The following is a 13,738-nucleotide window of genomic DNA, read 5'->3' as shown; positions in this document are numbered from 1 at the left end:
CCGACTGAGAGAGCATAACGGATGGCTTTGGTAATTTTTGATTTGGACGACACCCTGATCCATGGCGACTGCGCCACCCTGTGGAGCGAGCAGATGGGCCGGCTGGGCTGGGTCGACCCTGAATCGTTCATGCGCAGGAACAATGAACTGATGGACGCCTACGGCCAAGGCAAGCTGTTGATGGAAGACTTCATGGACTTCAGCCTGGAGCCGATGATCGGCCGCACCCCGGAAGAAATCGAGCACCTGGTGGAGCCCTGGGTCGAGGACGTGATCGAGCCGCTGATCTACAGCGACGCGACCAGGACCATCGCCCGACACCGCGCGAATGGCGACCGGATCCTGGTGATTTCCGCATCGGGTACGCATCTGGTCAGGCCAATTGCGGCGCGCATTGGTATCGACGAGGTGCTGGGCATCGACCTGGATGTCAGCCACGGGGTGTACAGCGGCCGTACGGTGGGCGTGATGACTTACCGCGAAGGCAAGATCACCCGGTTGCTGGAATGGCTGGAGCGGGAAGGTGAAACATTGGAGGGGGCCTACTTCTATTCGGACTCGCGCAACGATTTGCCGTTGCTGCTGAAGGTCGATCACCCGCAAGTGGTGAACCCTGACCCGGTGTTGCGCGAGCATGCCGAGAAAGCCGGCTGGCCGATCCACCACTGGGTCTGACACTGACTGCCTTGAATTGAAACCCAATCAACTGTGGGAGCGGGCTTGCTCGCGGAAGCGGTGTTTCAGATGAAACATTCTTCACTGATAAACCGCTTTCGCGAGCAAGCCCGCGCACGCATTGACTGCATTCCAAATCGAACTTGCCCTACATCACAGGTATGACTGGATTGCTCTAACCCTTCACATGACTCTCGACGCCTTGCAATGCTTTCACAGTGCCTCCATAGTGAGTACGGACTGAGCCCGTTGCAGTAGCGTCGGGCTTTTTGCATTATGCGACCGGACCATATGGAACCGGCTCCCTCAAAGACGGCCTAATATGCGTTATCAATTGCCCCCGCGTCGAATCAGCATGAAGCATCTGTTCCCCAGCACCGCCCTCGCTTTTTTCATTGGTCTCGGCTTCGCGTCGATGTCGACCAATACGTTCGCAGCCAATAGCTGGGACAAACTTCAGCCTGATCGCGATGAGGTGATTGCCAGCCTTAACGTCGTCGAGTTGCTCAAGCGCCATCACTACAGCAAGCCGCCGCTGGACGACGCGCGCTCGGTGATCATCTACGACAGCTACCTCAAGCTGCTGGACCCGTCGCGCAGCTACTTCCTGGCCGGTGATATCGCTGAGTTTGACAAGTGGAAGACCCAGTTCGACGACTTCCTCAAAAGCGGTGACCTGCAGCCCGGCTTCACCATTTACAAGCGCTACCTGGACCGCGTCAAAGCGCGTCTGGATTTCGCCCTGGGTGAGTTGAACAAAGGCGTCGACAAGCTCGACTTCACCGAGAAGGAAACCCTTCTGGTGGACCGCAAGGACGCCGCCTGGCTGACCAGCCCCGCCGCGCTCGACGACCTGTGGCGCAAACGCGTCAAGGACGAAGTGCTGCGGTTGAAGATCGCCGGTAAAGATTCCAAGGCGATCCAGGAACTGCTGACCAAGCGCTACAAGAATCAACTGGCGCGCCTGGACCAGACCCGTGCCGAAGATATCTTCCAGGCTTACATCAATACCTTCGCGATGTCCTACGACCCGCACACCAATTATCTGTCGCCAGATAACGCGGAAAACTTTGATATCAACATGAGTTTGTCCCTGGAAGGCATCGGTGCCGTCCTGCAGAGCGACAATGACCAGGTCAAGATCGTGCGCCTGGTGCCGGCAGGTCCGGCGGACAAGACCAAGCAGGTCGCCCCGGCCGACAAGATCATCGGCGTCGCCCAGGCTGACAAGGAAATGGTCGATGTGGTCGGCTGGCGCCTGGACGAAGTGGTCAAGCTGATCCGTGGTCCGAAAGGCAGCGTGGTGCGCCTGGAAGTGATTCCGCACACCAATGCACCGAACGACCAGACCAGCAAGATCGTGTCCATCACCCGTGAAGCGGTGAAGCTCGAAGACCAGGCCGTGCAGAAGAAAGTCCTCAACCTCAAGCAGGATGGCAAGGACTACAAGCTGGGCGTGATTGAAATCCCGGCCTTCTATCTCGACTTCAAGGCCTTCCGCGCCGGCGACGCGGACTACAAGTCCACCACCCGCGACGTGAAGAAAATCCTCACGGAACTGCAGAAGGAAAAAGTCGACGGCGTGGTCATCGACCTGCGCAACAACGGCGGCGGTTCCCTGCAGGAAGCCACCGAGCTGACCAGCCTGTTCATCGACAAGGGCCCGACCGTGTTGGTACGCAATGCCGACGGCCGTGTCGACGTGCTGGAAGACGAAAACCCAGGCGCCTTCTACAAAGGGCCGATGGCATTGCTGGTCAACCGCCTCTCGGCCTCGGCCTCGGAGATCTTCGCCGGCGCCATGCAGGATTATCACCGCGCGCTGATTATCGGTGGCCAGACCTTCGGCAAAGGCACCGTGCAGACCATCCAGCCGTTGAACCACGGCGAGCTCAAGCTGACGCTGGCCAAGTTCTACCGGGTTTCCGGGCAGAGCACCCAGCATCAGGGCGTACTGCCGGACATTGACTTCCCGTCGATCATCGACACCAAGGAAATCGGCGAGAGCGCCCTGCCCGAAGCCATGCCGTGGGACACCATCCGTCCTGCGATCAAGTCGGCCTCGGACCCGTTCAAGCCGTTCCTGACGCAATTGAAAGCTGACCACGATACCCGCTCCGCCAAGGACGCCGAGTTCGTATTCATCCGCGACAAGCTGGCCCTGGCCAAGAAGTTGATGGAAGAGAAAACCGTCAGCCTCAATGAAGCGGATCGTCGCAAGCAGCACGCCGACATTGAAAATCAACAGCTCGTGCTGGAAAACGTGCGCCGCAAGGCCAAGGGCGAAGCACCGCTCAAAGAGCTGAAGAAAGAAGATGAAGATGCACTGCCGACCGAGGCGGAAAAAACCAAGCCGGAAGACGACGCCTATCTGGCCGAGACCGGTCGCATCCTGCTGGACTACCTGAAAATCACCAAGCAGGTGGCCAAGCAGTAAATGATGGCAATTTAATGTGATTGCTCCTCGGAGTGTCATCATATAGACATCATTCTGTCGTGAAATAAAGGACCGCAGGTTTCAAGCCTGCGGTCCTTTTTTTTGACCGAGATCGCCATGACCATGACCGAACAGCTGGATGCATTGGGCTCTATTCTGGCTCAAGGCAGTTTGCACAGCCTGTTCCAACCTATCGTTTGTCTGTCTGAACGACGCGTTCTCGGCTACGAGGCCCTCAGCCGTGGCCCGTCCAACAGCCCGCTGCACTCCCCCGTCGCCCTGTTCTCCATCGCCAGCCATGCCGGGCGCCTGAGCGAACTGGAAATGGCCTGCCGTGAGAGCGCATGCCGGCGCTTCAGCGAGCAGAAGCTGCCGGGCAAGCTGTTTCTCAATATCTCGCCGGAATCCTTGGTGGAAACGGCCCACCAACCGGGGCGCACGCTGCAACTGCTGCGCGAGTTCGGCATTCCCCCAAGCCAGGTGGTGATCGAACTCACCGAGCAAACGCCCACCGATGATTTCAAGCTGCTGCAGACCGCGCTGCATCATTACCGCGACATGGGTTTTGCCATTGCCCTGGATGACCTGGGCGCCGGTTACTCCAGCCTGCGGTTGTGGTCGGAGCTACGCCCGGACTATGTGAAGATTGACCGGCACTTTATCGACGGCATTCACCAGGACGCCCTCAAGCGCGAATTTGTCGGTTCGATCCTGCAGATTGCCAAGGCATCCCGCGCCCAAGTGATCGCCGAAGGCATTGAACTGCCGGAAGAGTTGGCGGTGTTGACGGAAATGGGCGTTGATTTCGTCCAGGGCTACCTGCTTTGCCGCCCACAGGAACACCCGCCGCAGGAAGCGCGCTTGATGCTGCCCAAGCCGGATAACGCCAATATCGCTCTTAATGAAGAAAGCAGCGACCTCAGCGCCCTTCTCATTGAACAACCGGCGGTGGATCAAGACACTGCAACTGCCCAAGTGCTCGAATTATTCCGCCGCCAGGCCAATCTCAACTCGCTGGCGGTGCTCAACGGCTGCGGCCAGCCTGTCGGCATTGTGCATCGACACTCGCTCTCCGACGCGCTGCTCAAACCTTTCGCCACCGACCTGTTCGCGCGCAAGCCCATCAGCCGCCTGATGAGCGATGACTTCCTGGCAGTGGAGTTGAGCCAATCCCTGCAACAGGTCAGCCGCTTGCTGACCAGCCGCGCGCGGCAACGCATTGAAGAAGATTTCATCATTACATTGAACGGCGACTATCTGGGCCTCGGCCGGGTCATCGACGTGCTCAAGCTGATCACCGAACTGAAAATCCAGCAGGCGCGCTACGCCAACCCGCTCACTCTGCTACCGGGCAACGTGCCGATCCAACAGTGCCTGACGCGTCTGCTGCAGCAACAGCGTGAGTCGGTGATCTGCTACGTGGATATCGACAGCTTCAAGCCATTCAACGATATCTACGGTTATGGGCGCGGGGATGAAGTGCTGTTGTGCCTGGCGCAGTGCCTGAACGACCGGGTCGATCCCAGCCGCGACTTTGTCGGGCATATCGGTGGCGATGACTTTTTACTGGTGTTGGGCCCGCATGACTGGCGCAAACGGCTCAATCAGCTGCTGGATGACTTTCACACCCAATGCCGGCGCTTCTACCGCGCCGAGCACCTCGACGCCGGCTGCTTCGTCGCGCTCAATCGCCAGGGCGTGCGCCAGGAGTTCGCCTTGCTTTCACTGTCGATTGGTGTGGTGCATTTGTACCCACAGGCCTGTGCACAGCTCGATGCCAGCCAGTTGGCGGAACTGGCGTCACAGGCCAAACATCATGCAAAAGATATAGCCGGCTACAGCATCCATGTGATCGATAGCCTTGACCTGTTGACCGCTTAAGCTTCGGCGGATTCCGGGTACTCGTACTCGAACACCCGCACCACCTCCGAAGCGTGCCAGGACGCGGCGGCCACGCCGTCTGAAGGCCCGCTGAAACGCCCCAGGCGCTCCACGCACTCGAAGAACCCCGTGCGCGGCAGGCGGCTGGCACCCTGACTGATCACCAGGGAACTGCGCAACGGCTGCTCCGCCTTGGCGTCCAGTGCCGCCAGATGCTCGAGGGCGGCGGCCAGGGTCTGCATCGCCGGCGTCGGGAACTGCAGGCGCTCAAGCAGCGCACGGTAGGTCAGCAGATGGCGCTGGCGACGCGCCTGGTCCAGTTCGTTGAGTAACCCATCCCAATGTTGACGGCTGATACGTAGGCTCACGATTCTTCCCTCCAACCTGCAACGCCCAATTCCCAGGCCAGGCTGCGGCGAATGGCGGCATCCGGCTGGCGTTCACCACTTTCAATCAAGCCGAGATATGAGGGGCTGATACCCACCGTGCGCGCCAGGCTTTCGATGGCCAGGCCCTTGGCTTCACGCAGGCCGCGCAAGGCTGCGAGCGGGCGCAGTTCCTGATCGGTGGCAATCGGTGCGGCAGGGGAAGAAGCAAGTGTGGGTTGATGCTGACCGGCTGCTTTTAGTAGCGCTTGGTACTGGTCCCATGGCAACACCGCATACTCGGGTTCGCCATCGCGTGAAATGATCTGAATATCCATGACTGCCCCGTAGGATAAAAGCACTTATCAAGTAAGCTATTTCCTTTGAAGTGTAATCCTAACAGCCGCAGAGGTCGTAGGGGGATCGTCAACGGCACTCGTTTTTTTGCGGATTTTCCTGAGCCAGCAGTTCTGGCGTGGCTGGCAGGCGCTCAACAACCGCCAGCTTTTCCGGGCGCTGCGCATCGCGCCAGGCGCGAAATGCGCTCAGCTCGCCACTCAGGGTTTTCATGACCCATGCCAGCACGGCGATGTCATCGAACATACCGAACATGGGGATAAAATCCGGAATCGCGTCAATCGGGCTGAGGAAGTACATCAGCCCAGCCACTACCGAGATCAGCGCCTTGGGGCTGATGGCCCGATACTCGCCGCGCCAGTAAGCCAGGCACAGGGCCTGGAGCAGCTTGAGATCATCCTTGAGCTGGCCCAACCGATTGCCCTGACTTGAACCTTTGGCTGCGACAGCAAACAGCAGCGTTGGCAAACGGCCACGCCCGAGCAAGCGTGCGGCCATGGGCAGGAAACGGGTGAAATTGAAGGGTGGTTTCATAGGTCACTCCAGTTCCATACGGCAGAAAGGTTATCCACACAAATTGTGGATAACCTTGTGAACAGAGCCTTTTTTCATGGCTGAAAGCCACGGGCTACAAGGCTTGCAGTCAGATCGGGCGTTTTTTGCGCACATCAAAAAAACCCAAGATTTCATTGACTTGGCAAGCGTGTGCGGCTACCCGTGCTCGAGTCTTACATCAGACTACATTGCATAACACGCGTTCGATTGGATTTCTTGTAGGAGCGAGCTTGCTCGCGAAGAGCGTCAACGCCAGCACAGCGCTTCTGGTTTAACGCGGCACCCTCAGGCTCTTCGCGAGCGAGCTCGCGCCTGCATTAAAACCAGCGGAAACGACAACGCCCCGTCGAGACGGGGCGTTGCATGTTCAAGCGCCGATTACTTTTTGGCGGCAGGTGCGGCAGGTGCGGCAGGTGCGTCAGCGGCTTCAGCCTTGGCTGGATCCTTGATGGCCAGCAGCTCCAGGTCGAATACCAGCACGGAGTTGGCTGGAATCGCCGGGCTCGGGCTCTGGGCGCCATAAGCCAGATCGGACGGGATGTACAACTCGACCTTCTCGCCTACGTGCATCAGTTGCAGGCCTTCGACCCAACCCGGGATCACACCGCTGACCGGAAGGTCAATCGGGCTGCCACGGTCTACGGAGCTGTCAAAGGTGGTGCCGTTGGTGAGCTTGCCGGTGTAGTGAACAGTCACTACGTCGGTCGGCTTAGGCTGCGCGCCATCGGCTTTCTTCACGATCTTGTACTGCAGACCGGAAGCGGTGGTGACGACGCCATCTTTCTTGGCGTTATCTTCGAGGAATTTCTTGCCGGCCGCCGCCGACTCTTCGCTCATTTTGGTCATGCGTTCTTCAGCGCGCTTTTGCAATGCGGCAAAGGCTTCAACCAGTTCGTCGTCTTTGAGCTTCTGCTCCTTCTTGCCGACAGCGTCTTCAATGCCTTGGGCTACCGCTTTGGAGTCCAGGTCATCCATGCCTTCTTGAGCAAGGCTTTTGCCCATGTTCAGGCCGATGCCGTAGGAAGCTTTCTGCGCCGGGGTTTTCAGCTCTACGCTGGTCTGCGAATCACAACCCGCAAGTACCAGGCTAACCAGGGCCACCGCCGCCGCCAACCGATGCTGTTTCATGCTATTTCCTTGTTCATGCGCCAAAAGGGCATTTGAATAAAGTCGCGAGCTTATCAGGCGGCCACGACCAATGGCTACCGGCATGTGAGCAGGAAACTTCTGATAAGTTCACGTGTTTAAAAGCAATTTCATTCATGATGGAGGCCCGCGACGGATCGTGGGAGCGACCACTACCAGGCTCATGGCCACTTGCCGCCCCCCTGGCGTAGTGGCATAACAAAGCGACAACTCGACAAGGATAGTTAACTTGCGCATTTTTACCCGTGTTTTACTCCTGATCCTCATAGCACTGGCCCTGATTCTGGCCGTGGTGCTCTACTACACCGTCAACCCCAAGCTGCCGGATTACGTGCCCGTGGAACAGGTGCACTACCAGGACCAATGGAGCGCCGCCGACCGCCAGACCTACTACTTCACGCCCCAGGGCACCCAAGTAAAAGGCCTGCACTACAACTGGTTCACCGCCCTGGAGCTGCCTTTTTCCGAGCGCCGCTTTGCCACGCCGGCCTACCTGGCCCGTTTCGGTTTCCTGGTGGACCCCAAGCAGGTGCCCACCACGCAAAACCCCGGCAACCTGCCCGTGGGGTTTGCCCGGCATAAAAACGCTGGCAGCGACGTTGAGTACCTGGATATCACCTGCGCCGCCTGCCACACCGGCGAACTGCACTTCAAAGGTCAGGCTCTGCGCATCGACGGCGGCTCAGCCCAGCACGTGCTGCCCTCGAGCGTGCCGACCTTGCGCGGTGGCAGTTTCGGCCAAGCCCTGGTCGCCAGCCTTGCGGCAACTTATTACAACCCATGGAAGTTCGAGCGTTTCGCCCGCCAAGTCCTGGGTGACCGCTACGAAGCCGAGCACAGCCAACTGCGTCGGGACTTCAAACAGTCGCTGAACCAGTTCCTCAAGGTTGCCTGGAACGATACCCATCGTGGTCTCTACCCCACCGAAGAAGGGCCGGGCCGCACCGACGCCTTCGGCCGCATCGCCAATGCCAGCTTTGGCGATGCCATTTCGCCGGAGAACTATCGCATCGCCAACGCGCCCGTGGATTACCCGCAGCTGTGGGATATCTGGACCTTTGACTGGGTGCAATGGAACGGCTCGGCCCAGCAACCCATGGCACGCAATATCGGTGAAGCCCTGGGCGTGGGCGCAACTCTGGACTTCTTCGACAATGCCGGCCAGCCCCTGCAGGGTGATGCGCGCTACCCTTCCAGCGTACGCGTGCGCGACCTGAACCTGATCGAAGAGACCTTGCAACGCCTCAAGCCACCCACCTGGCCGGAAGACCTGTTCGGCGCCATCGACAAGCCGCTTGCCGCTCGGGGCCGTGCGCTGTTCGCGCAAAACTGCGCCGGTTGCCACGTGCCCACCGTCACCGCAGAGAATGGTCGAGCGGTGCAGCAATTGAACATGTTTGCGGTGGACGACATCGGCACCGACCCCGGCACCGCCAACAACATTGCCGACCAGCGCTACGACCTCAGCGCCCTGCAATGGGCCCCGACGGAACTGGCCAAGCTCGATGTGCAATTGCACCCCGCGCCAACCCAACCACTGGACATGAAACGCATGTCCGTGGCCCAGGGCCTGGCTTATGTCACCGCGTTCGTCGAAGAGCATGCCTATCGCGCCGCAGGCGTGACCCCAGCCGAGCGCCCCGGCCTGAATGGATTTGGCCTGCCCATCGGCGTGCAGGAATTACGTGCCTACAAAGCACGGCCGCTGGCGGGCGTATGGGCCACCCCGCCGTTCCTGCACAACGGTTCGGTGCCGACGATTTACCAGTTGCTTTCCCCCCAGGATGAACGCAGCAGCACCTTCTATAAAGGCACGTTCAACTACGACCCGCGTCATCTGGGTTTTGAAACTTCTGCATTCAAAAACGCCTTCCTGTTCGACACCCGGATTACCGGCAACCACAACAGCGGCCACGAATTCCGTGCCGGCAAGCGTGGCAACGGTGTCATCGGCCGGGGCTTGTTACCCGAGGAACGTTGGGCACTGCTGGAATACCTCAAAGTCCTGGGCGGGCCGCTGGAGCAACAACTGCCATGATTATCCGATCACAAAACAAGGAACACTCCATGCTCGCGCGTATCTGGCTGCGTCTCGGCGCCATTGTCGGCAAAACATTGCTGTGGCTGGCAGGCCTGGCCTTGCTGGTGTGGCTGGCCGCCAGCCTGTGGTTCGCCTGGCGGCACAGCGGCCCGGTGTCGCCCGACGAACAGATCCCGCCGGGTGAAGCAGCCATGACCCAGGGCATCATTCAAACGGCAGTACGCATCGTCGATCAGCATCGAGAAGGCACGCGCTACCTGCGTGATGCCCACGCCAAGGCGCATGGTTGCGTGAAAGCCGAAGTCAGTGTGCCGGCCGACCTCGACCCGGCCTTGCGCCAGGGCGTGTTCGCTGAACCGGGCAAGACCTGGCAGGCGATGATCCGCCTGTCCAACGGCAACGCCTACCCGCAATTCGACAGCATCCGGGATGCTCGCGGCATGGCCATCAAGCTGCTGGATGTGCCCGGCAAACAGCTGATGGCCGACCAGCAAACACGCACTGAGCAGGACTTCGTGATGTTCAGCCACCCGAACTTCTTCGTCAGCGATGTGGCGGAGTACGCGCAAAACATCGGTGCCCAGGCGGATGGCAAAAAAGCCCTGGCGTTCTTCCCCACGCTTGACCCGCGCAGTTGGCAGGTGCGCCATCTGTTCATCGCCCTGGCGACCCTGGCTCCCGCGCCAGCCAGCCCGACGCAGGCCACGTACTTTTCCGTATCGCCCTACAAGTTCGGAGCAGCGAACGCCAAATTCCGTGTCGCGCCAGACCCGCAAAGCTGCCCGCCATACCAACTGCCGAAGCAGAATCAGGACCTGCCGAACTTCCTGCGCAGCGCGCTCAACCAACAACTGTCCACCGACCGCGTGCCGGCGTGTTTCGTGCTGCAGATCCAGCGACAGAACCCACAGAAATTCATGCCCATCGAAGACACCAGCATTGAGTGGAAGGAAAATGACGCGCCTTATGAAACCGTGGCCAAGGTGCGAATTGCGGCGCAGGATTTCGACACCCCTGCGCTGAATCTCGCGTGCGACAACCAATCGTTCAACCCCTGGTTTGGCGTGGAAGCGCATCGCCCCATCGGCGGCATCAACCGGCTGCGCAAGGCGGTGTACGAAGCGGTCAGTGATTACCGCCACAGCCGCAACGCTCAGTAAGCGCGGCAAATCGCAGACGAGAAAAAGCCCGCTCAATGAGCGGGCTTCCGGTGGCGACCTAATGCCGAATATGTCGGCCAACCCAAGCAGAAGCGAGCTTCATCATTACAACGTGCAGTAACATGTCAGGCGAAGTCGCTGTAAAACACCGCGCTTGCATTCCCCTGCGTCGGCAGGGTGGCTTGCGAAGCATGCAGAGGCCTTTAGGCGTTTGTTGACAGGAATGTGTGCTCGCTAAGGATAGCCAGCGGCGGCGCACCTATTGGGCCTTGCCTTATGAAAAGATTGAAGCTTATTGCTGTATTGGTACTCCTCCCGCTCTGCATGAATTTGCTCGGCGCCTGGGAGTTGCAACGCAGCACGGACCGAAGTCGGGAAATAATCGAAACCCAGGCCGACTTCGAACAGTTCCGCACTTATCTTGAGACATTGGCTGCCAAGCGTGACTCAAGTTCGGCCCCGGTCATGGTCGACATCGGCGGCGGGAAGCGCATGGAACTTCAGGCGGCGTTATCTCGCGTCACTGAACTGCTTGATGACTTGTCGACGCTGCAACCGTTAACCACGGCAATGACTTGGCTGGCCCGCGTCGTCATCGTGCTCGGCTTGCTGGCCGCGCTGGTGGGTGGCCTCGGCATGTTCGGCCTGCAATGGGCTGGCGCCAGGGCGCTTCATTCCAGAGACCAATTACTGCATACCTTTAACCGTGTGAGCAGAGTCCTGCCCTATGTGCTGGTCGGTCACATTATCGTCATGGGCACTGCGGTGTCCGCGGTGCTGGCGTTCGAAGCCCTGGGCATCTGGCACGCAGGGCGTATGTCCGGCGGCGAATTCAAGTTGATGATCATTGCGCTGATCATCATGGGCGGTTTTCTGTATTCGATCTGGCAGATGGGCAAGCAACTGCGCTTTATGCTGCACATGTTCGAATCGTCATCGATGGCGGTGCTGGGTCAGACGGTCTCGGTCGAGCAAGCTCCCGTGCTATGGGCGCATGTGAACGACACGTCCCGACAACTGGGCGCACTGGCGCCTGATCAGATTGTGCTGGGCATGAGTGAAGGCTTTTACGTCACCTCAAGCGATATTGATCTGCTACCTTCCGGTCTCGCGTTGAAGGGGCGTACCTTGCACGTCCCGATCATGTACCTGGGTGTGCTCGACTCGGCAGAAACCACTGCCGTGATTGGTCATGAACTGGCCCACTTCGCCGGCGCCGACACCGAATACAGCCTGCGCTTCTTGCCCATTTACGATGGCATTGGTCGCAGCCTGGGTGTGATCGCCCAGACGATGCTCAGCAGCGACGCACTGCAACGCACGATTCTGCGTCCAGCGTTCATGCTTGGCGTCTTCTTTATGGAGAGTTTCGATCACGCGGTGCATCACTGGAGTCGCGTCCGGGAACTGGAGGCCGATGCCGCAGGCGCCAAGGTGGCGGGCAATCTCGCTGCCGCCTCGGCTCTGGTGCGCATCTCGGCCATCGACCCTGTACTGCAGGATAAAGTGCAGGCACACATTGCACAGGCTGCCAATTTGACTTCGGAGCAGGCCGCTGCCACGGATCTACCGACGGCGGTACTGCATGAATTGGCCGCTCAGCCGTTGAGCCTGCCCGAAGAAGAAATGGCTACGCAGTTGCCGCACCCGTCGGACACTCACCCTTCAAACGGCGAACGTGTTGCGTCGTTGCAGGTCGACGTGGATGACGCAGTACGCAGTGGTACCCGACCATTGGATGCGGCGCAGGCCTGTGCCGCCATGGACCGATATTTTGCAGACCCTCAAGCCGTGCGCACACGTATTACCCAAGACTATCTCGGCTACTACGTAAAACAGGACGCCGCGGCGATTGAAGAGCTGCGCACTCATGCCGGTAATGTGACCGGCGAGGTGATCCTGCACGAAGGCGCACACCTGCGCGGCACGCTCATACTGATTTTCTGCGCGCTGCTGACGCTGGCTGCGATCGTTCTGGCCGCGATGCCATCACTGTCCCGCGTGCTTTTCGTGATTGCCGGCCTGTTGATGCTCGCCGTACTGTGCATCCTCCCATTTGCCTTGCGCATGCGCGCCCGGGCCTTGAAGACGGCTTTGCTGCTGACCCCGGATCACTTTGTTTTCGCCAACCTCAAAGCGCCGCTGCCGATCATGCACATTGCTGATTTTGGCGTGCAAATTGGCAAGGGTTTTACATTGAATATCCTGCTTGAAGACGACGCGCCTCTGCCTGAGGTTAAGTCGCGCTCGTTCTTTGCGCCGGACGCGCGAGTGTTTACAAAGAACCGCTGGGTCCAGTTGGAACTGCTGCAATTCTGCCGCGATAACAAGACGCTCAAGCCCCAGGACCTGGCGGAGCTGATCGGCAATTACATAAATGCCGGCACCGCGCGGCACATGCTGGCGCAGCGTTTCGAGCAGGCATAGAGCGGGGGCTTCAGGCATGTTCCAAGCGATGAAACAAAGACAGGCCGCTGAAATGGAGGCCGCTTTTCAAAAGCTTGCACTCAAGATCGGCATTGAGCTACCGGAACGTTTGTCAGCACTGATCGCCATAGCGCAATCGGACAAAGGGGCCCTGCGCAGTGCTTATGACCTGTTTTGGCTTGATGCCGAAGAGAGCGAGCGCGAAATTGATGAGTGGCTCAATCCGGATGACCAGCAAGGTCGAACGTTCCTGCCTTTCGCAAATAACGGCAGCGGTGAACCGCACTGCTTCGTACGCCTGGAAAATGGGGCGACGGGCATCGCGCAAGCACTGCATTTCGGGCAGACGACAACCCTTGCCCACGCCGACATATCGTCATGGGTGGCGAGCCACTATGTGCGCGTCGCGGCCAACACCTCCCAGTTGACCTATCAAACAGAGGTTGGCGCAGCACTCATCGATGAAGTGCAATTGCTCCATCCAGCATTGCTGCCGGCAGACCGCGCGCTGCTTGCCGACCTTTTTTCCCGACCCTGTGTGACCATGGCATTCAAGGAGGGTCCCAAGAGCCTCTCGAAAACAGTTAACGCCTTCATTTCTCAAGAGGAAGAGCAATCATTGCTTAAAAGACTCGAGCAGCCAGACCCTATCGAATTCGCCGTACTGCGTGACTGGATGCGCTGAGTACGCCTT

Annotated in this window: 11 protein-coding genes; 7 read left to right on the top strand and 4 right to left on the bottom strand. The window is 59.1% G+C overall.

Features of this window, described 5'->3' with window-relative positions; translation table 11 throughout:
• Positions 1–21 precede the first annotated feature (21 nt).
• The 3 genes from Q1V60_RS11745 to Q1V60_RS11735 all read left to right on the top strand — a co-directional run bounded on the left by Q1V60_RS11745 (position 22) and on the right by Q1V60_RS11735 (position 4,993).
• Positions 22–675 carry an HAD family hydrolase gene (locus Q1V60_RS11745; RefSeq protein ID WP_300630431.1) on the top strand — a complete coding sequence of 218 codons (654 nt, stop codon included), beginning with the start codon at positions 22–24 and terminating at the stop codon, positions 673–675.
• Between the two features lie 355 nt (positions 676–1,030).
• The gene (locus Q1V60_RS11740) at positions 1,031–3,112 is read left to right on the top strand and encodes a carboxy terminal-processing peptidase (RefSeq protein WP_300630429.1); all 2,082 of its coding nucleotides are present in this window, start codon (positions 1,031–1,033) and stop codon (positions 3,110–3,112) included.
• Positions 3,113–3,229: 117 nt separating this feature from the next.
• Positions 3,230–4,993, top strand: a complete 1,764-nt coding sequence (locus Q1V60_RS11735; protein ID WP_300630427.1) for a bifunctional diguanylate cyclase/phosphodiesterase — start codon at positions 3,230–3,232, stop codon at positions 4,991–4,993.
• Here the strand turns inward: Q1V60_RS11735 and Q1V60_RS11730 are convergent.
• The 4 genes from Q1V60_RS11730 to Q1V60_RS11715 all read right to left on the bottom strand — a co-directional run bounded on the left by Q1V60_RS11730 (position 4,990) and on the right by Q1V60_RS11715 (position 7,398).
• Positions 4,990–5,361: a hypothetical protein gene (locus Q1V60_RS11730; RefSeq protein WP_005786715.1), complete on the bottom strand. Its 372-nt coding sequence runs from the start codon at positions 5,359–5,361 to the stop codon at positions 4,990–4,992. The genes Q1V60_RS11735 and Q1V60_RS11730 overlap by 4 nt on opposite strands.
• Complete coding sequence (locus Q1V60_RS11725; RefSeq protein WP_300630422.1) at positions 5,358–5,696, bottom strand: helix-turn-helix transcriptional regulator; 339 nt, start codon at positions 5,694–5,696, stop codon at positions 5,358–5,360. The genes Q1V60_RS11730 and Q1V60_RS11725 overlap by 4 nt, the downstream gene beginning before the upstream one ends.
• An 88-nt stretch (positions 5,697–5,784) precedes the next feature.
• The gene (locus Q1V60_RS11720; protein ID WP_300630421.1) at positions 5,785–6,249 is read right to left on the bottom strand and encodes a YkvA family protein; all 465 of its coding nucleotides are present in this window, start codon (positions 6,247–6,249) and stop codon (positions 5,785–5,787) included.
• Between the two features lie 399 nt (positions 6,250–6,648).
• Positions 6,649–7,398: an FKBP-type peptidyl-prolyl cis-trans isomerase gene (locus Q1V60_RS11715; RefSeq protein ID WP_300630419.1), complete on the bottom strand. Its 750-nt coding sequence runs from the start codon at positions 7,396–7,398 to the stop codon at positions 6,649–6,651.
• Between the two features lie 247 nt (positions 7,399–7,645).
• On the opposite strand from Q1V60_RS11715, the gene Q1V60_RS11710 reads away from it, so the two are divergent.
• The 4 genes from Q1V60_RS11710 (at position 7,646) to Q1V60_RS11695 (ending at position 13,729) form a co-directional block, all read left to right on the top strand.
• Entirely contained in the window at positions 7,646–9,454 is a 1,809-nt protein-coding gene (locus tag Q1V60_RS11710; RefSeq protein WP_300630418.1) for a di-heme-cytochrome C peroxidase, read from the top strand.
• Positions 9,451–10,617 (top strand): catalase family protein, encoded by a 1,167-nt coding sequence (locus tag Q1V60_RS11705; RefSeq protein WP_300630416.1) that lies wholly within the window; start codon positions 9,451–9,453, stop codon positions 10,615–10,617. Before Q1V60_RS11710 ends, Q1V60_RS11705 begins: the two co-directional genes overlap by 4 nt.
• Positions 10,618–10,893: 276 nt before the next feature.
• A complete protein-coding gene (locus Q1V60_RS11700; RefSeq protein ID WP_300630415.1) occupies positions 10,894–13,044 on the top strand; it encodes a M48 family metallopeptidase in 2,151 nt (716 codons plus the stop codon).
• Positions 13,045–13,060: 16 nt separating this feature from the next.
• Positions 13,061–13,729 carry a hypothetical protein gene (locus Q1V60_RS11695; RefSeq protein WP_300630414.1) on the top strand — a complete coding sequence of 223 codons (669 nt, stop codon included), beginning with the start codon at positions 13,061–13,063 and terminating at the stop codon, positions 13,727–13,729.
• The last annotated feature ends 9 nt before the right edge of the window (positions 13,730–13,738 follow it).

Origin of the sequence: Pseudomonas sp. (assembly GCF_030147005.1) — a bacterium.
In the GTDB taxonomy this organism is placed as follows: Bacteria; Pseudomonadota; Gammaproteobacteria; order Pseudomonadales; family Pseudomonadaceae; genus Aquipseudomonas.
This window is presented reverse-complemented; position numbering and strand designations above follow the sequence as displayed.